Source organism: Peristeroidobacter soli (genome assembly GCF_004138485.1).
Taxonomy (GTDB): Bacteria; Pseudomonadota; Gammaproteobacteria; order Steroidobacterales; family Steroidobacteraceae; genus Steroidobacter; species Steroidobacter soli.
This window is the reverse complement of record NZ_RYEV01000005.1, coordinates 461303-480455: the sequence shown is the minus strand read 5'-3', so window position 1 is coordinate 480455 and position 19153 is coordinate 461303. Positions and strand designations below refer to the sequence as shown.

Annotated in this window: 16 protein-coding genes; 5 read left to right on the top strand and 11 right to left on the bottom strand. The window is 62.1% G+C overall.

Going from position 1 to position 19153, the window contains the following annotated elements; translation table 11 throughout:
* Positions 1-73 precede the first annotated feature (73 nt).
* Together gluQRS and phaR are read left to right on the top strand one after the other, a co-directional pair.
* Positions 74-1033: a tRNA glutamyl-Q(34) synthetase GluQRS gene (gluQRS, locus tag EKO19_RS23670; protein WP_129779186.1), complete on the top strand. Its 960-nt coding sequence runs from the start codon at positions 74-76 to the stop codon at positions 1031-1033.
* 53 nt (positions 1034-1086) lie between these two features.
* The gene (phaR, locus tag EKO19_RS23665) at positions 1087-1641 is read left to right on the top strand and encodes a polyhydroxyalkanoate synthesis repressor PhaR (protein WP_157995410.1); all 555 of its coding nucleotides are present in this window, start codon (positions 1087-1089) and stop codon (positions 1639-1641) included.
* Positions 1642-1692: 51 nt separating this feature from the next.
* On the opposite strand, the gene pnp is transcribed toward phaR, so the two are convergent.
* From pnp to rimP, 7 genes are all read right to left on the bottom strand, one after another.
* The gene (pnp, locus tag EKO19_RS23660) at positions 1693-3777 is read right to left on the bottom strand and encodes a polyribonucleotide nucleotidyltransferase (RefSeq protein ID WP_129779182.1); all 2085 of its coding nucleotides are present in this window, start codon (positions 3775-3777) and stop codon (positions 1693-1695) included.
* A 185-nt stretch (positions 3778-3962) separates the two neighbouring features.
* Entirely contained in the window at positions 3963-4232 is a 270-nt protein-coding gene (gene rpsO / locus EKO19_RS23655; RefSeq protein WP_129779180.1) for a 30S ribosomal protein S15, read from the bottom strand.
* A 146-nt stretch (positions 4233-4378) separates the two neighbouring features.
* The gene (gene truB / locus EKO19_RS23650) at positions 4379-5293 is read right to left on the bottom strand and encodes a tRNA pseudouridine(55) synthase TruB (RefSeq protein WP_217705542.1); all 915 of its coding nucleotides are present in this window, start codon (positions 5291-5293) and stop codon (positions 4379-4381) included.
* 13 nt (positions 5294-5306) lie between these two features.
* Positions 5307-5825 carry a 30S ribosome-binding factor RbfA gene (gene rbfA / locus EKO19_RS23645; RefSeq protein ID WP_129779176.1) on the bottom strand — a complete coding sequence of 173 codons (519 nt, stop codon included), beginning with the start codon at positions 5823-5825 and terminating at the stop codon, positions 5307-5309.
* Positions 5826-5837: 12 nt separating this feature from the next.
* Positions 5838-8585, bottom strand: coding sequence for a translation initiation factor IF-2 (gene infB, locus EKO19_RS23640; RefSeq protein WP_129779174.1), 2748 nt, complete (start codon positions 8583-8585; stop codon positions 5838-5840).
* A gap of 37 nt (positions 8586-8622) precedes the next feature.
* Positions 8623-10128 carry a transcription termination factor NusA gene (nusA, locus tag EKO19_RS23635; RefSeq protein WP_129779172.1) on the bottom strand — a complete coding sequence of 502 codons (1506 nt, stop codon included), beginning with the start codon at positions 10126-10128 and terminating at the stop codon, positions 8623-8625.
* 47 nt (positions 10129-10175) lie between these two features.
* Positions 10176-10625: a ribosome maturation factor RimP gene (gene rimP, locus EKO19_RS23630; RefSeq protein WP_129779170.1), complete on the bottom strand. Its 450-nt coding sequence runs from the start codon at positions 10623-10625 to the stop codon at positions 10176-10178.
* 1414 nt (positions 10626-12039) lie between these two features.
* On the opposite strand from rimP, the gene EKO19_RS23625 reads away from it, so the two are divergent.
* Positions 12040-12732 (top strand): UPF0149 family protein, encoded by a 693-nt coding sequence (locus tag EKO19_RS23625; RefSeq protein ID WP_129779168.1) that lies wholly within the window; start codon positions 12040-12042, stop codon positions 12730-12732.
* A gap of 411 nt (positions 12733-13143) precedes the next feature.
* Here the strand turns inward: EKO19_RS23625 and EKO19_RS23620 are convergent, their stop codons facing one another.
* Together EKO19_RS23620 and EKO19_RS23615 are read right to left on the bottom strand one after the other, a co-directional pair.
* On the bottom strand, positions 13144-13539 hold the full coding sequence (locus EKO19_RS23620) for a TfoX/Sxy family protein (protein ID WP_129779166.1): 396 nt from the start codon (positions 13537-13539) through the stop codon (positions 13144-13146).
* A gap of 33 nt (positions 13540-13572) precedes the next feature.
* A complete protein-coding gene (locus EKO19_RS23615; RefSeq protein WP_129779164.1) occupies positions 13573-14070 on the bottom strand; it encodes a TspO/MBR family protein in 498 nt (165 codons plus the stop codon).
* Between the two features lie 403 nt (positions 14071-14473).
* Between EKO19_RS23615 and EKO19_RS23610 the strand changes: the two genes are divergently transcribed.
* Positions 14474-15547, top strand: a complete 1074-nt coding sequence (locus tag EKO19_RS23610) for an alkene reductase (RefSeq protein WP_129779162.1) — start codon at positions 14474-14476, stop codon at positions 15545-15547.
* 116 nt (positions 15548-15663) lie between these two features.
* Here EKO19_RS23610 and EKO19_RS38390 read toward each other — a convergent pair whose 3' ends face one another.
* The gene (locus EKO19_RS38390; protein WP_157995409.1) at positions 15664-15816 is read right to left on the bottom strand and encodes a hypothetical protein; all 153 of its coding nucleotides are present in this window, start codon (positions 15814-15816) and stop codon (positions 15664-15666) included.
* Between the two features lie 167 nt (positions 15817-15983).
* Here EKO19_RS38390 and EKO19_RS23605 point away from each other — a divergent pair, with 167 nt between their 5' ends.
* Positions 15984-18593 (top strand): DUF3857 domain-containing protein, encoded by a 2610-nt coding sequence (locus EKO19_RS23605; protein WP_175597164.1) that lies wholly within the window; start codon positions 15984-15986, stop codon positions 18591-18593.
* Here EKO19_RS23605 and EKO19_RS23600 read toward each other — a convergent pair.
* Complete coding sequence (locus EKO19_RS23600) at positions 18529-19143, bottom strand: alpha-ketoglutarate-dependent dioxygenase AlkB family protein (protein WP_129779158.1); 615 nt, start codon at positions 19141-19143, stop codon at positions 18529-18531. The two genes, EKO19_RS23605 and EKO19_RS23600, sit on opposite strands and share 65 nt — an antisense overlap.
* Positions 19144-19153 lie beyond the last annotated feature (10 nt).

Genomic DNA, 19153 nt, shown 5'->3' with positions numbered 1-19153 from the left:
GTCAAGAGCCCCAGCCGCGGCCGTCCGATGTACTGTCCGAATCGACCCATTGCCGCCAGCCGGCGATGATCGGATGCTGCTACCCTCTTCACCAACCGCCAACCGCTTCTACCGGGGCCGGTTCGCACCCTCGCCGACCGGCCCTCTCCATTTCGGCTCGCTGGTCGCGGCCGTCGGCAGTTATCTGTATGCCCGTCAGGCGGGCGGCGAATGGCTGCTTCGTATCGAAGACCTCGACACCCCGCGCGAGGTCCCCGGCAGCGCCGACTCCATCATCCGTACCCTCGACACGCTCGGTTTCGAGTGGACTGGTTCTATCTTGCGTCAGAGTTCACGCCGCGAAGCTTATGAAGCGGCGACGCAACGTTTGTTAAATAACGCTCAGGCATTTCATTGCTCCTGCACTCGAAGTGAACTGCAAGCCGCGCAATCTTCCGAAGTGCGTTTGTTTGATACCGATGAGTTGCGCTATCCGGGATGGTGTCGCCTAGGCCCTCGCGCACCGGAACGCAAGACCGCCATTCGTTTATTTGTGACCCGAGGGGAAACCGCAGTTACGGATCTGCTGCAAGGACGCTTCACTGTTGATGTGTCAGCAGAGGTGGGAGATTTCGTTATTCGTCGCCGGGATGGGCTGCATGCCTACCAACTCGCGGTGGTGATCGACGATGCCTTCCAGGGAATTACCGCGGTCGTGCGCGGGGCCGATTTGCTACACAGCACACCTCGACAGGTGATATTGCATCGCATGTTAGATCTGGCAGTACCGGACTACGCACATTTGCCAGTAGCAACACATGTTAACGGGATCAAACTGTCGAAGTCGGCAGGCGCTGCAGCAATCGATATCGACCGCCCGACTGGGGAAGTATGGCGGGCGTTGGCGTTTCTGCAGCAAGCGCCGCCTCCCGAACTGCGTCGTGCCGGATTGGCGACGCTGTGGGAGTGGGCAATAAAACACTGGCAACCGCAACGTTTGAACGGACAGCGTCAGGCAACGATCCGGGTCGGACGCGAGGATGGACTAATATGAATGCGCTAGAAACAAGATTGGCTTCTAGCTCTGAGCTGCATCGGGGAGCAGTGATGAGCGAGCCCAAGTTTGAAAACAAGCAGGAGAACGCGACGAATCAAACAACTCAACCCAGAGTCGTCAAGAAATATCCCAACCGCCGGCTCTATGACACCGTCGAAAGCCGCTACATCACGCTCGCCGACATTCGCCGGCTGGTGATGGAGAAAATCGACTTCGTCGTCATCGACAAGAAATCCACCGAGGACATCACCCGCTCGATCCTGCTGCAGGTGATTGCCGAGCAGGAGCACGCCGGCGAACCGCTGATGAGTCAGGACTTCCTGTCGCAGGTCATCCGCTCGTATGGCGGCGCCATGCAATGCCTGGTGGGAAGCTATCTGGAACAGAGCCTGAAGATGCTGTCGAGCCAACAGCAGCAGATGAGGGAGCACATGCGAGGCGTATTCGGCAACGAGGCCTACGACAGCATTGCCGCGCTGACGCAACAGAACATCGAGCGATGGCGCTCGGTGCAGGACGATATCTTTAAAGTGATGAGCGGAGCGGCGACGGCGGCCCGCGAAGAACAGCGCGCAGTGGATACGGAAACCGACTCGCGTGCCTGAGTAACCAGTCTTTCGACCGGAGGCAGTGGCCACTGCCTCCGGCCTGATTCTTTACGCCTCGACGTTGCGCATGCTCAGACGCACGCGGCCCTGACGGTCGACTTCCAGCACCTTCACGCGCACCACGTCGCCTTCCTTCAGCTTGTCGCTGACGCGCTCGACGCGCTCTTCGGAGATCTGCGAGATGTGCACCAGGCCGTCCTTGCCCGGCAGGATGGTGACGAACGCGCCGAAGTCCATCAGACGCGCCACGCGGCCTTCATAGACGCGACCCACTTCGACTTCCGCCGTGATCAGCTCGATGCGACGCTGCGCCTCGCGGCCCGACACGCCGTCCACCGACGCGATCTTGACCGTGCCGTCGTTCTCGATGTCGATGGTGGTGCCGGTCTCTTCGGTGATGGCCCGGATGACCGCGCCGCCCTTGCCGATGACTTCGCGAATCTTCTCCGGATCGATCTTGATGGTGATGATCGACGGCGCCCACTCGGACATCTGCGCGCGAGCCGCCGGGAGGATCTGGTCCATCTGCTCGAGGATGTGCAGACGGCCGGCCTTCGCCTGATCCAGCGCCACCTGCATGATCTCCTTGGTGATGCCGTTGATCTTGATGTCCATCTGCAGGGCGGTCACGCCATCGCGCGTACCGGCCACCTTGAAGTCCATGTCGCCGAGGTGATCTTCGTCACCGAGGATGTCGGTGAGCACCTGGAACTTGTCGCCCTCCTTCACCAGGCCCATCGCCACGCCGGCGACCGACGCCTTGATCGGCACGCCCGCGTCCATCAGCGCAAGGCTGGAGCCGCAGACGCTGGCCATGGAGCTGGAGCCGTTCGACTCGAGAATTTCCGAGACCACGCGGATGACGTACGGGAAGTTGGTCATGTCCGGCATCACGGCGCTGATGCCGCGACGAGCCAGGTTGCCGTGACCGATTTCGCGGCGCTTCGGCGAACCCATCATGCCGGTCTCGCCGACGCTGAACGGAGGGAAGTTGTAGTGGAACATGAACGGCTCTTTGCGCTCGCCGGTCAACGCATCGATGATCTGCGCGTCGCGGCCAGTGCCGAGCGTGGTGGTGACGAGCGCCTGCGTCTCGCCGCGAGTGAACAAAGCGGAGCCGTGCGTACGCGGCAGCACGCCGGTCTTGATCGTGATCGGACGCACCGTCTTCATGTCGCGGCCGTCGATACGCGGCGCGCCGGTGATCACGCGATCGCGCACGATGCGGTATTCGAGGTTGGCGAATTCCTTGGAAACATCGCCAGCGGCGAACTGCGGCGCCTCGCCCGAAGCCAGCGCGGTGATCGCGGCCAGCTTGATTTCCTGCACGCGGTCACGACGCTTCATCTTGTCGGTGACCTGATAAGCGTCGCTCAGCGCGCTCTTCGCATTGGCGGCCACAGCGGCTTCCAGCGCGGTGTTGGCCACCGGCGGCGCCCAGGCCCAGGCGGCCTTGCCGGCTTCGGCCTTGAGCTCGTTGATCGCCTTGATCGCGACCTGCATCTGCTCGTGACCGAACACCACGGCGCCGAGCATCACTTCCTCGGACAGACGATCGGCTTCGGATTCGACCATCAGCACCGCTTCGGCCGTGCCGGCGACCACGAGATCGAGCTTGGAGGTCTTGAGCTGCTTGGCGGTCGGGTTCAGCACGTACTGGCCGTCGATGTAACCGACCTTGGCGGCGCCGATCGGGCCCATGAACGGCACACCGGACAGCGCCAGCGCGGCGGAGGCGCCGAGCATCGCCGGGATGTCGGCATCGATTTCAGGATTCAGCGACACGACGGTCGCGACCACCTGAATCTCATTGAAGAAGTGTTCCGGAAACAGCGGCCGGATCGGACGGTCGATCAGGCGCGAGGTCAATGTTTCTTTTTCCGACGGACGGCCTTCGCGCTTGAAGAAGCCGCCGGGGATGCGACCCGCGGCGTAGGTCTTCTCGACGTAGTTGACGGTCAGCGGAAAGAAGTCCTTGTTCGGATCGGCCTGTTTGCGGCCCACCGCGGTGACCAGCACCACGGTATCGCCCATCGTCACTACCACCGCGCCGTCGGCCTGGCGGGCCATTTCGCCGGTTTCGATCGTGACTTGATGCTGGCCAAAGGCGAAGGATTTTTTAATAGCGCTCACGATGGTTCCTACTGATATTTGGATGGCTCAGCAGCTCATCGCGCAACACGAGGGCGCAAATTGGCCGAGACACGGAATTGAATTGAAGAATGGAGGCTGCGAACGGAACACAGGATGTGCCAAGGTTCGTACGCGATCGGAAGGCGAGCCGGCGGAAGATGTTGTCCGGCTCGCCACCCAGCGGATTAGCGCCGCAGACCGAGGCTGCTGACGACAGCGGTATAACGTTCCGGCGCGGTCTCCTTGAGGTAGTCCAGCAGCTTGCGGCGCTGGTTCACCATCTTGAGCAGGCCACGGCGGGAGGCGTGATCGCTCTTGTGAGCGCTGAAGTGTTCGCCCAGGCCATTGATGCGCGCGGACAGCAGCGCGATCTGAACTTCCGGCGAACCGGTGTCGTTGGCATTACGGCGGTATTGGGCGACGATTCCGCCCTTCTGATCGGTCGACAAAGACATCTGCTTTACCTCGGTGCGGCGTACGAATCGCCGCGTGAAGAATGCTCAAAACCGGCGCGGCGGAATGCCGTCAGCCTTTTGAGAGGCGCGCATTGTACCCGCGCGGCCTGGAATCTCAAGTAAAACCAAGCCAGTAAAATCAAGAATCAGGCTACCGAAACAAACAGCCTTGCCGGCTTTACCCGCCCGCCCGGCTGGCCCTCGCCCAGGCCCAGGAAACGCCCGGCGGCGCCATACAGCCTCACCTCGCTCAGCGGCGCGGCGGCTTGCCCGGCAACCGTACGACCCAGCAGCAGGCTTTGCTCGGCGGCGGCGTCCAGATCCACGCGCGGCAGGTCGGCAAACGCCGTATCCACCGCCAGCAGATGCCCGCCCAGCTGCTCCGGCGTCTGGCTCGACAACGCCTCCAGCGTGAACATGGGCAGCTCGCCGAAGGGATCCACCGACAGCCGGCGCAGCCCTTTGACATAGCCTAGCGTGCCGAGCTTGACCGCCACATCGGCGGCCAGGGTGCGGATATAGGTCCCCTTGGAGCAGTACACGTCGAATTCGAGCTGATTGGAGGCCAGCCCATCCTCGGTGCTTACGCGCGCGATCCTGTGGATCACGATGTCCCGAGGCGGCCGCTCGACCGACTCGCCTTTGCGAGCCAGCTCGTACAGGCGCTTGCCTTCGAACTTCAGTGCGGAATGCATGGGCGGAATCTGCTGCTGATTGCCCAGGAACCCGGCCAGCGTCGCATCGACACCCGCGCCCGTCAGCGCCGGCACCGGCGCCCGCTCGATTACTTCGGTCTCGCCATCGCCCGAGGGCGTCAGCTCGCCGAGCTGCACCAGCACGCGATAGGTCTTGCCAGAGTTCAGCAGACGGCCGCAGACCTTCGTAGCTTGCCCGAAGCATACGGGCAGCAGGCCCGAGGCCAGCGGGTCGAGGCTGCCCGCATGGCCCGCCTTGAGCGCGCCGTAGAGCACACGAACTTGTTGGAGGGCGGCGTTCGAGGACACGCCGAGAGCCTTGTCGAGCAGCAGGATGCCGTCGACTTCACGGTGGAAGCGCTTCACGTTGGAGATGCCGTCAGCGTTTGGGGGAGGACGGCTCGTCCTGGTTCGAGCCGGAGTCGTCATCCTCATCCGAATCGTAGTGGCCGTCGTCATCGTCGTCCGAGCTGTAATGCGCGTCGTCGTCGCCCGACTCAGCCGCGGTTTCGGACTCAGCGGCCGGCTCCTCGTCGACATGGCGGGCCTCATCGTCCTTCACGGCCTTGTTGATCAAGGCCGACAGGCGCGCCCCGCTCTCGATCAGCTCGTCCTGCACGAAGCGCAACTCCGGGCTGTGGCGAATGCCGAGCGCGCGCCCCAGCGGGCCGCGGAGCATGTCCGCGGCCTGCGTAAGGATTTGTTGAGCCAGGTGCGGGTCAGCACCCAGCACCGAGTAGTAAATCGTCGCGTAGCTCAAGTCGCTCGACATGCGCACGTCGGTCAACGTGATCATGCCGAGCCGCGGGTCGCGCAGCTCACGTCGGATCAACTCGCTCAGAGCGCGTTGAATCTGCTGGCCAACCCGCTTGGCACGGGGATAAGACTTTGTCGACATCAATCCTCAGTATCAAGCATCGAGCGTGCGCGCCACTTCGACACGCGAGAAGCACTCGATCTGGTCGCCCACCTGCACGTCGGTGTAGTTCTTCACGCCGATACCGCACTCGGTGCCCGCACGAACTTCGTTCACGTCATCCTTGAAACGCTTCAGCGATTCGAGGCCACCTTCGAAGATCACCACGTTGTTACGCAGCACGCGGATCGGATTGTTCCGGCGCACGTAACCGTCCACGACGATACAACCGGCGACCGTGCCGAACTTGCTGGAACGGAACACGTCGCGCACCTCGGCGAGGCCCACGATCTGTTCCTTCACTTCCGGCGCCAGCATGCCCGTCAACAACGCACGCATGTCGTCGATGGCTTCGTAAATGATGCTGTAGTAACGAACGTCGATGCCCGCTTCCTTGATCATCGAACGGGCCGAGCTGTCGGCGCGTACGTTGAAGCCGATGACGCGGGCGTTCGCCGCCTGAGCCATGGTGATGTCGGACTCGGTGATGCCGCCGACGCCGCTGCCGATGACCTTGACCGCCACCTCGTCGGTGGACAACTTGACCAGCGAATCGCGCAATGCCTCGGCCGAACCCTGCACGTCCGCCTTGATGACGACATGCACGGTCGCGACCTTGCCGTCGCCCATCTGCGAGAGCATGTCCTCGAGCTTGGCCGGGCCCTGCTTCGCCAGCTTGGTATCGCGGAACTTGCCCTGACGATACAACGCCACTTCGCGAGCCTTGCGTTCGCTCTCGACCACGAGCAGCTCATCGCCGGCATTCGGTGCACCGGACAAGCCGAGCACCACGACCGGCAACGACGGACCCGCTTCCGTGACCGGCTTGCCGGTCTCATCGAACATCGCTCGCACGCGACCAAACTCGGTACCCGCGATGATCGAATCGCCCGGTTTGAGCACGCCGCGCTTCACCAGCACGGTCGCCACGGCACCGCGGCCCTTCTCCATGCTGGACTCGACCACGACACCGGCCGCGAGGCCCGACTTCGTCGCCTTGAGATCCAGCACTTCGGCTTGCAACAGAATGGTATCGAGCAGTTCGTCGATGCCCTGGCCGGTATGCGCCGAGACGTTGACGAACATGGTGTCGCCGCCCCAGGCCTCCGGCAGCACCTCGTATCGGGCCAGGTCGGTACGCACCTTCTCCGGATCGGCCGCGGGCTTGTCGACCTTGGTGATCGCAACGACCATGGGCACCTCAGCCGCCTTCGCGTGCTGAATCGCTTCGATGGTCTGCGGCATGACGCTGTCGTCCGCCGCCACGACCAGCACGACCACGTCCGTTATCTGAGCGCCACGAGCACGCATCGCGGTGAACGCGGCGTGACCCGGCGTATCGAGGAACGTGATGATGCCCTTCGGCGTCTCGACGTGATACGCACCGACGTGCTGCGTGATGCCGCCCGCTTCGCCCGCCGCCACTTTGGTGCGACGGATGTAGTCGAGCAGTGAGGTCTTACCATGGTCGACGTGACCCATGATGGTGACCACCGGCGGACGCGTTTCGAGCTCGTGCGAGGCATCGGTGGCCTGCAACTCGTCCTCGATCGCGCTTTCCTTGTGAAGCACAGCCGTGTGGCCGAGCTCTTCCACCACGAGCACCGCGGTGTCCTGATCGATGGGCTGGTTGATGGTGGCCATCACGCCCATGTTCATCATCACCTTGATGACTTCGTTGGCCTTCACTGCCATGCGCTGAGCGAGCTCGCCGACCGTGATGGTCTCGCCGATCTGCACGTCGCGCTTGACCGGTGCGGCAGGACGCTCGAAGCCATGCTGAGTGCCGACATTGATCTGCGTCGAACGACCGCGCGATCTGGCGCTGGTCGCCGCCTGCTGTTTCTTTTTCTTGAAACGAGCACTGGCGTCGCTGGACACGTGCAACTCGGCACGCTGCGGACGATCGGTGGTACCGCCGCCCCCGCGCTTGCCACCACCGCCACCACTCCGATCCGAAGCACGCGGCGGAGCTGCAGCGGCAGCTTCCTGTTGCTTGCGTTCGGCCTCGGCACGCGCCGCGGCTTCAGCGATGCGACGTGTTTCGTCTTCGGCGGACTGACGGGTTTCCGCGTCGGCCATCCGACGAATCTCGTCCTCGAGCTTCTTCTGCTCGCGCGCCGCGAACTCACGCGCTTCCGCATCGGCCTGCTCTTTCTGCAGACGAGCGGCTTCCTGGCGTGCCACTTCGGCAGCCGCTTCCGCAGCCGCTTGTGCGGCCTTTTCCGCTTCCGTTTGTGCGGCGTTCTGAGCTGCGAGCGCAGCTGCTTGTGCCGCCTGAGCGGCAGCCGCCGCGGCGTTCTGAGCTGCAATCGCGGCGTTTTGGGCAGCCAGACGCGCAGCCGCTTCTTCAGCGGCGGCGGCGGCGTGACGCTCGGCCGCTTCATCGGCCGCAGTCGAGGACGGACCGCGCGCCTGCGCCTGCTCTTCGAGCACGCTGCGATTCAGATACGTCTTCTTGCTGCGAACCTCGACGTTGACCATGCGCGCACGGCCCTGCGAGGAAGCGACTTTGATTTCGCCCTGCGACTTGCGCTTCAACGTGATTTTGCTGGGCGCAGCGGTGCTCTGCTTGCTGCCGTGTGCACGGCGCAAGAACGTCAAGAGCTCCATCTTGGCATCGTCGCTGATCATGTCATTCGCGCCGGAGACTCGAATCCCGGCTTCATCGAGCTGCGTCAGCAGCCGCTCGACGGGTACTTTCAATACCTCGGCAAACTGGCTAACAGTCACATCCGCCATATACGCCCTCCCGACCCGCTACTCAGTTCGACGCCGCTCATGCCTGTTGCCCCGCGTTGTCGAACCAGTGCTTACGCGCCGCCATGATGAGCGCGCCCGCGCGCTCGTTATCCACGCCTTCGATCTCCGTCAGGTCATCGATCGCCTGCTCGGCGAGATCCTCACGCGTCACGATGCCTCTGCTGGCGAGCTTCCGCGCCAGATCGTCGTCCATGCCGTCCACCTGCAACAAATCCTCGGCAGGCTCGGAGCTGTCGATCTCTTCCTCGCTCGCGATCGCCTGCGTCAGCAGCACGTCACGGGCGCGGTTACGCAGCTCCTTGATGATGTCTTCGTCGAACTCTTCGATGTTGGCCAGCTCAGACGCCGGCACATAGGCGATCTCTTCGATGGTCGAGAAGCCTTCCTGCGCCAGGATCTGCGCCACGTCTTCATCCACGTCCAGCTGCTGCTTGAACAGGTCGATGAGCTTCTGCGACTCGCCTTCGCTCTTGGCTTCGGCGGCCTGCTGCGTCATCACGTTCAATTCCCAACCGGTGAGCTCGCTCGCCAGGCGGATGTTCTGACCGCCGCGGCCGATGGCCTGCGACAGCTTCTCTTCCGTCACCGCGATGTCCATGGAGTGCGAGTCCTCGTCGACGACGATGGACACCACTTCCGCCGGCGCCATGGCGTTGATCACGAACTGCGCCGGATTCTCGTCATAAGGAATGATGTCGACGCGTTCGCCGGCGATCTCGTTCGAAACCGCCTGCACACGCGAACCACGCATACCCACGCACGCACCGACCGGGTCGATGCGGCTGTCGTTGCTCTTCACCGCGATCTTGGCGCGAACGCCTGCATCGCGCGCGGCGCCGAGGATCTGGATCAGACCCTGGCCGACTTCCGGCACTTCGAGCTTGAACAGCTCGATCAGGAATTCCGGGGCCGTCCGCGTCAGGAACAACTGCGGACCGCGCTGCTCGGTGCGCACATCCGCGAGATACGCCTTCACGCGATCCTGCGAACGGATCGGCTCGCGAGGAATCATTTGGTCGCGTGCGATGAAGCCTTCGGCGTTACCGCCGAGGTCCACGAACACGCCGTTGCGATCGACGCGCTTGACGATGCCCGACACCAGCGTGCCCTGGCGCGCCTTGAATTCATCGACCACCTGCGCCCGCTCGGCCTCGCGCACCTTCTGCACGATGACCTGCTTGGCGGTCTGGGCCGCGATACGGCCGAATGCGACCGACTCCATCGGCACTTCGACGTAGCCACCGACCTCGGCGTCTTCGGAAATGTCCTTGGCGTCTTCCAGACGTAATTCACTGTCCGGGAATTCCAGCTCGGTGGAATCGTCCGCGAACACTTTCCAACGGCGCCACGTGTCGTAGTCGCCGCTCTTGCGATTGATGGAGACGCGCACGTCGATGCCCTCGCCGTGACGTTTGCGGGTCGCGGACGCGAGCGCGGCTTCGAGCGCCTCGAAGATGATTTCCTTGTCGACGCCCTTCTCGTTGGAGACTGCGTCCACCACCATCAGAATCTCTTTGTTCATCGTGCGAACTCCGCTATACGCTTACCGCGACTCCCGTCGCTCATACGTCATACGTCCGGGATCAACCGCGCCCGGTGGATGTCTTCGATCGGCAAGCTCACCTCGCCGCCATCCGTCTCGAGCGTAATCTCGCTCTCGCCTACCTTTTGCAAGCGCCCCTGAAACCGCTTGCGGCCGTTGATCTGCTGAATCATCTCCACCTTGACCCGCTCGCCCGCGAAGCGCGCGAAATGGGCCTGAGTCCGGAGCACCCGATCCAGGCCCGGCGAGGACACTTCCAGGGTGTACTCGTTCGGAATGGGATCGGCCTCGTCCAGCACGGCGCTGACGGCCCGACTCACCTTCTCGCAATCGTCCACGGAAATGCCGTCCGGGCTATCGATATACAGCCGCAACAGCCCACCGCCGGCACGCGGCGCGTACTCGATTTCCCACAGCTCGTAACCGAGATTGGCCACGACCGGGCCGAGCAGCTCGCCCAGCTGATCTCGCAGCATCGGTCACCTCCGGTTGACTGTGGGGGCCCTCGGGTGCCCCGTTCCGGCGCTTATTACCCGCGCCGGAAGAGCTCCGCCGGGCCGGTTTTTACCGTCGCCGAAACGAAAAATGGGCCCCAAGGCCCATTCTCACTCTCCGTCCCTTCCTGCCAGGCGGCCTTGGCGGCGCCCGACTCCCCTATTCTCAGAAGCGAAAAAGGCCCTTCGAATCGGGCCCTTTCGTACCCGGACACCTTATATATGCCCGGAAGCGCTACCTACAACCCCTGTCGGGACGGCTGACACCTGTTACCAGGGGGAGACGCGCCTTCAGGGGTGGCGGAGTTTACGGTGGGGGGTGGGGGATGGCAAGCGGTGCATAAAGGGGCATCTATCTCCGGGAAGAACCGAAAAGCATTTGGCTGCGGGGCATCCCCAAGCATCACTTTATCGAGGCTCCCAGACCCCGTATGACCGCTGAGTGGAAGTCGCTCCATCTCCCAACTCCGCAGTGAACCTATCCCTTGTTGTCATCTTGATTTGACCATCAGGACCCAGAGCACAAGCTGTGACTACCGGATTCCACTTCACAAAGGGGTACGCGCTTCCAGCTGCCGCGAGCTGATCAACCTTCCCTTGTAGTGTCCCTCGAAGATACTTCGCAAGTGGCCAATGGCCGACCGGTTTATCGTAAGGAGCGCGGAGCAATCGTTCGATACTTTCAGCTGGGACATCTGTCAGATGAAAGATGCATGCTCTCACGTAATCGGCGAGCCTATGGCGACCTGCCTCTACGTGTGTGCGAATTACTTCATACCCCAGATATCCATGTTCGAAGCGGTCGCTCGCCTTGCGCGCCTTCGCATAGCATTCATCGTCACCTTTCAAAAGATATTTCCTTCGGATCGTCGGTTCGAATTGTCGCTGATCAGTCACTCCAAGGCTCTTCGCTAGCTCTTCCTTTGTACTGATCGCCTGCTGCACCATCAACTGCCGCACTTGGCTTCCGTTAGTACTTCAGTCGCCGTCCACAGATGAGCCAGGAAAGGCTCTCTCGCCCCAACTTCCATGACTCAAGTGCCAACCGATATTGGTTCGCCGCTCTAAGCAGTCGCTCCCGATCAGGATGTTTGAACATAGCCTCGATCACGCCAATTCCGGCCCACCGAGGCGCGACACATGGCCCGCGGTACACTCGGGAGATATGTACGCTTGAAAGTAGTCGCGCCCAGCAGCATCGGGTGTCGTCTCAAATCCAATCTCCCGCTTTCATTCGCTCACGCCCCGCATCAACCGAGATTGCCACTGGCGTCACAGCTGCCCTGCCGAGAGAAGCCTGATCGCACCTGTCGACTCAGCGCTCCGAAGAATGCACGCATTCGGCGCGCGTATACCGCGGGAATGTTAAAGCCCAAATGCCGTACACTCCGCCCCCATGACCTCCCTGACCACCCCTCTCTCCGACGACGAACTCGACCAACTCACCGAGTTCCTCGACTCCCTCCCCAGCCCAACGGCGATGAACATCGAGCGCATGGATGGATTCTTCTGCGCGCTCGTGGTCGGGCCGGAGCTCGTGATGCCCAGCGAATACTGGCCGCACGTCATCGGCGGCGAATCTGCGGAGCATGGCCCGGCGTTCGACTCGATGGAGCAAGCGCAAACCATCATGGGCATGTTCACGCGCCACTGGAACTCGATTGCGAGAACGCTCGAGCGCGGCGACATCTACGTCCCGATCGTCGTACTGGATGACAACGACCAGGCGCTCGGTAACGAATGGGCGAAAGGCTTCATGCATGGCGTAGGCCTGCGAGCTGCCAGCTGGCAGACGTTCCTGCACGACGAAGAGCGCGCCGGTTCGATCGTCCCGATGATGGCGCTGGCGCATGAGAACGATCCGGATCCGAAATCGCGTTTCGAGTCGCCGTCACCCGAGAAGCGAACAGAGCTGTTGCAAATGATGACAGCCGGCATCGTGCAGATGTATCGCTACTTCGCGCCGATGCGCGCGCAACCGATCATCTCGACGTTCGTGCGTAGCCAGCCGAAGACCGGTCGCAATGAACCGTGTCCGTGCGGTAGTGGCAAGAAGTATAAGCAGTGCTGCATGACGCGAGCGCATTGATCGCATCGCCGTCCGCACTCCAGCTGGAGTGCCGAATGTTAAATTCCCCACCAGCGCGGGTGATGCCCTCTTCGAGAGACCACTTGGCGTCATCGGTGAGGTCGTAGGTGGGCCGAAAGACAGCTGCTTTGAACTCGTCCACCGTCATCGACGCGGACGTTAGAAACAACAAAGGCCCAGACAATGTCTGAGCCTTTGAGGCGGCCCTCATACGAAGACCTCGTGGGCTAGGCCCGGTCGTCATATTACTCCGCGACGTCTGTCTGTCCAGAAGAAAACGATCAACTCACAGGGAACCTGTATCGGGAAAGCCGCATCAGTTGCGCGGCAACACGCACGCAGAGTCCCGCGGCAACCATCCATGGATCACAGACCGGGGAACCAACCAGCCCGCCTTAGCCATATCCGCAGTCATCGCGATTTGCTTGGGCTCTTGGCCTTCTTGTTCCGCGAAGCCTTCGGCACCACCTCACCCTCATGCTTCGCCGGCAACGTCTTCACAAACGCCCGACACCGCATCACCCACTCCTCAAGCTCGTCATCATCCGCGATCCCCGCCGCATCAACATATACATATCCCTTCATCGGCTTCCCCGTGAAGTCCATCTCACGCACGTGCTTCCGCGCCAGTGCCGCGGCGTAGTTCTCAGGGCCGACGCGCGCCATCAGCAGATCGCCGATGACGCCAACAAACATATGCCCATCAGCGAGAAACGCGATGCCGCCGAACATACGTCGCTCGCTGATGCGCGGCGTCCTGACTAACACGTCGCGAATTCTTTCCGCCAACCCTTCATCGAACGCCACACGATCCTCCAGCTGGAGTGCGCACTGTTAAATTCATCCACCCAAGACACTCGGATTCATCTTCCACACGGTGTAGTTGAGCCCAGCCGCAAAGCTCACCCACAGCAAATAAGGAATGAGCAGCGCTCCGGCGAGTGGTCGAATGCGCCAGAACGAAACCAGTGTCGCGACGAGCAGCGCCCACAACAGGAGGATGTCAACGAACGCAGCTCCGCCGAGATGCCACGCAAAGAAGAGCCAGCTCCACAGCGCATTAAGCGCGAGTTGCGCCAGGAACAGGTTCAGCGCCGCGCGCGCATAACCGTATCCTCTCTCGCGCCAAACAAGCCAAGACGCAACCGCCATCAGCGCGTAGAGCACCGTCCACACGGGACCGAACACAGACGCCGGCGGCGCCCACGTAGGCCGCGAGAGCGATAGGTAGAAAGTACCTGCCTGCACGGAGGCCACCGCACCGATCGCAGCTGCGATAAAACAAATGGTGAGCCAGGCGATGAACCCACCCGCTTGTGCTTGTTTCGACAGTGCCATGCCCACGCTCCCGGTAATTGCGACCGACGATCAAGATGCACGAATCTCAATGTGACTGCCACATCTACGACACAGATCTTCGCACCGAGCTCGCCGGCCACATCAACGCGGCCAACTATCGCCTCCTTCTCTGTCATCGCCGAGTTCGACCGCAGCAGCGGTTGGAATGGCGGCGACTCGCATGCAACGCGAGCGTGGTTTGCATCCTAGAAGACGAGAACGGCGACCACTCAACGCGGGCCGCAAGACGCGAAGCACCCCACCTGCCCTACAACGCGCACGTGGAGGATTCCCATCGCTCCAGGCATGAAAGTTATTCCCGCGCCCCCGGCTTTCCCAATCCGACCAGCTGCTATCGTCTTTGCGAACCCCATATCGTGGCGACAACGACAACGGAATGCCCATGACCCATCCCCTCTTCACACCGGCGCAGCTCGGCCAGATTCATTTGCAGAATCGTGTAGTCATGTCGCCCATGACGCGCGACCGTGCCATTGGCAACGTGCCGAATGAATTGATGGCGACTTACTATCGGCAGCGCTCCGGCGCCGGCCTGATCATCACTGAAGGGACGTCGCCCTCGCCGAACGGCCTCGGTTACGCACGCATTCCCGGCCTGTTCAACGAGGCGCAGGTCGCCGGTTGGAAAACGGTCACAGACGCGGTTCACGGCGCCGGCGGCAAAATCTTCGTCCAGTTGATGCACACAGGTCGCGTCTCGCACGCGCTCAACTTGCCTGAAGCTGCGAGGGTCATCGGACCGGCAGCCATCGTGACGCCCGGCGAGATGTGGACTGATCAGAGCGGTCAGCAACCCTTCCCCGTGCCGGAGGTGATGAGTGAAAAGGACATCGCCGACACCATCACGGAGTTCGCAACCGCCAGCAAGCTGGCGATTCAAGCCGGCTTCGATGGCGTCGAGTTACACGGCGCGAATGGCTACTTGCTCGAACAGTTCTTGAACGTTGCGTCCAACCAGCGAACCGATCGCTGGGGCGGCAGCGTCGAGAACCGCATCCGCTTCGTTGAAGCAGTAGCGAAGGCCAGCGTGGAGGCGATCGGCGCGGACCGCGTGGGCATTCGCTTGTCGCCGTACGGCGTGTTCAACGGCAGCACACCGGACGCACAAACCGATGAGCTCTACTTGACGCTCATCGAACGCTTGAACACGTTAGGGCTGTTGTACATCCACATCGTCGATCACAGCTCGATGGGCGCGCCGCCGGTGAGCCCGGAGTTGAAAGCGAAACTCCGAGCGGCGTTCAAAGGAACCTACATTCTTTCCGGCGGCTACGACGCCGCTCGTGCCAATGCCGACTTGGCGGAACAGCGTGGCGATCTGGTGGCCTTCGGCCGCCCGTTCATTTCCAATCCGAACCTGGTCGAGAAGCTGAAGGCCAGCGCCTCCCTGCAAGCCCCGGACCCGAACACCTTTTACACCCCGGGTGAGAAAGGCTACACGGACTACGCGGCGTAACTTCAGACGAGCGTGTCGGGGCTATTGCACTCGCCCCGACCCGCTCACGGCATGCTCATCTGAATTCATGATCGCGGGCCGCGCCATCCCTTCGGCAATCTGCAGAAAAGTGAGCTTCACCCGCCCGCCGCGCGCATTCGCTCTTTGACCGTCGCGACGAATTGCCACACCTGCTCGTTGCTGGCAAACGCCCGTCGCGGAATGATGTGGGCAGCAAGCGCATTGATATAGACGGCAGTGAAGCCCGGTCGCAGGACGTGAATCGTCATGGAGTTCATGGCAGGCAGTCTTGCCAAAGCGCGTGTCCCGTGCCAGCTTGCCCTCACAAGATCTCGCGCCACCCAGGGATGGCGACAGGTGCCATTTTCTCATGAGAGACGGAGTTTCCTCGCGGTCGGCTGGACGAATCGTTCGCCTGCTCCTGCTGTGTGCAGGCATGGTGTGGGCTGTTCTGGCTGGTGGACGGGCCTGGGCGGACGATGAGACGGTGCTGGCCGAAAAGCCACCCGTGGCGGCGCCTCCAGGCTGGGTGAGGAAAATCGATGCCGCGGCGGTCGACCTCAAGAACACCCAGCTCGACTATCTGTTGATCGACCGTCAGCTGCGCGTCGAAGACCAAACTTCCTCGCTTTATTCGCACTTCGTCATGCACCTCGGCAATCAGGCTGCCGTGGACGACGAATCTCATGTGCAGATCGACTATAGCCCGGCGACCCAACGGATCGTCCTGCACAGCCTCGCGCTCCGGCGCGGCGGCCAGAGCATCGATCAGCTGTCGCGGGCTCGCATTTCGACGCTGCGTCGTGAGCGGGACCTGGAGCGGGGAATCATCGACGGCGAGCTGACCGCCAGCATCGTGCTCGAGGACGTCCGCGTTGGAGACATCGTCGACTACAGCTACACGCTGGTGACCGGAGCGGACGGTCTGGACACGCCCTTCTCGGAGACCTTCACCACGCAATGGTTGACGCCGGTACGCTACTCACATTTGCGCGTCATCTACCCCGACGCCAGAGCGCTGGCGATCAAGACCTCCAACCCGGCGGATCAGCCAACCAGCCGCGTCGCTGAAACGTGGCGCGAACTCGTGTGGGAATGGCACGACCTCGCCGCCTTGCCCCGGGAAGACGACCGGCCCGGCTGGTACGTCCACTATCCGTACATTTATTTGAGCGAAGCTCGCAGCTGGCAGGAGATCGCCCGTTGGGCCACGCGCCTCTATCCGAAAGCGCGACTGTCTGCCGAGTTGAAATCGCTCATCGCGCAGCTACAGACATCCGGCGAGAAGAAGGAGCAGCTGATCGTCGCCGCGCTCCGCTTCGTACAGGACGAGATCCGTTACACCGGTATCGAGATCGGCGCCGGCGGTTACAAGCCGCAGCCGCCGGACGTCGTGCTGAAGCGCCGCTTCGGCGACTGCAAGGAAAAGTCATATCTGCTGGTGACGCTGCTGCAGGCCTTGGGGATCGAGGCGCGGCCCGCGCTGGTCAACACCTATCGCAGACAAGCAACCCCGGACCTGCTGCTGCCCTCCGCCGCCGCGTTCGATCACATGATCGTGCGCGTCCAGCACGAGGGCAAAGTGTACTGGCTCGATTCGACGCGCACCTTGCAGGGCGGCGGGCTGTACAACCTGCAGCAGGCGCATTTCGGCGCGGCCCTGGTCGTCGACGACTCGGGCACGTTCGAAACCATTCCCGAGCCGATCTTGAACACGCCGAACGAGAGCATCGTCGAGCGCTTCGATCTCAAGGCCGGCGTGTTCGCCAAGGCATCGATGCGAGTCGAGACGACCTATCTGGGCGCTGAAGCGGATCGCATGCGTGGCTGGCTCGCCAGGACCAGCAAGGATGAAGTCACCCGTCAGTACTTGAACTTCTACAAGGACGACTATCCCAACGTCGACGTCGCCGAGCCGTTCGTGGTCGTCGACGATCGCGAAGCCAACCAGGTCGTGGTGATCGAGAAATACCTGCTGGATCCGGCGTTCGTCGCAGACGACGAGGACGGCGAGGACCATTACTTCGAGATCAATCCGAACGCCATTTGGCTGGCAGCACGCGCGCCCAAGACCGTGGTGCGCACGTCGCCGCTGCAGCTCGACCACCCGACTAACGTCCGCTACAAGGCGGTGGTCCTGCTGCCCGAGCCCTGGCCGATCGAAGACAGCCACAACAGCATCGCGACCAAGGCGTTCACGTATCGCTCGGCGGTCCGCTATCAGCACAACACCGTCACCGCGGAGTACGAGTTCAAGACACAGCTGAACGACATTCCCGCCGCCGAAGTCGCCGAGCACGGCCGCAAACTGGAGGCCGTACGTCACGACGCCTCTTATTCCCTCAGCTATTCGACCGCGGCCGCGGCAGCACCCGAGCCTTTCGAGCTCAGCTTTGCGATGACGTTCGCGCTCATCGGTGGAATCGTGGGCGGCGGACTGATCATGCGCTGGCTGTGGCGCTACCAGGATCCTCGCTATCCGAAGCCGGCGACCAGCCCACACGCCCCTGTTCTGGAAGGCGTCGGCGGATGGCTGGTGCTTCCCACCCTCGGACTGTTCGCGTCAGTGATCTCGCTGGCGCGCGTGCTCTATTCTTGGCGCAGCTATTTCGACGCCACCCTGTGGGCAGCACTTGGCAGCGGCCAGGATGCGGTGGTCGCGCATTGGGGCAAGATCGGCGTGTTCTTCGTTCTGATGCTGGGAGTCGCGCTCCAGCTGATCACAATCTTCCTGCTCTATCTGCTGTTCACGAAACGACGCGGCTTTGCGCCCGGCTACCTCGGCCTGATCTGGATCGAGCTGCTATGGAGCGTCCTGAACCGGCTATCGCTGTCCGCCGTCGGGATGAGCGCAGCCGCGCCAAAAGTGATCGGCCTGTTCGTGGCTCTGGAACTGATCGGAACCCTCATCTGGACCGCTTATATGCTGCGTTCCGAACGCGTGCGCGTGACCTTCGTGCGAACGCGCTCCGGGCCGACGGTTACGCCAGGATCCGCCGAAACGTCAGATTCACCCGAGGCCCGCACGGCCGAGCAAGCTTGTTGATCCCGTGCTTCCAGTGATGCTGAGTCGCGCCTTTCATCAGCAGCAAGCTGCCCGACTCCAGCTCCAGGTGAACCGGCTGCAGCTGTTTCTTGAATTTATGTTTCAGCACGAACGTCCGTTGCTCACCGAAGCTCAGCGACCCAATCACCGGATTTCTTCCCAGCTCCGGCTCATCGTCACTGTGCATGCCCATGCTGTCGCGGTGGTCCCGGTAGTAGTTCAGCAGCACGCTATTGAAGGCAGCTTCCGACAACGCCTCGACTCGACTTCGCAGCGTCGACAATAAATCGGTCCACGGCAGTGGCTGGAGCGACAGCCCCGAGTATGTATAACGGGCGTCCGCATCTCCGAACCACGCAGTCAGGCGTGGTTGCTGATACTCCTTGCCCCACAGATTGATGACCTCACTGCGCCAGGGGATTTGCTCGATGAGCTGTTTCAGGATGAGATCGGGTTCCGCGCCCAGCGCCACGCGCGGCGCGTAATAGACTTCGGCGTCGGCAATGTCGAGCCGATCCAGGCCGCCGGTTGCGAACAGATCTTGAGTCATCGGAACCGAA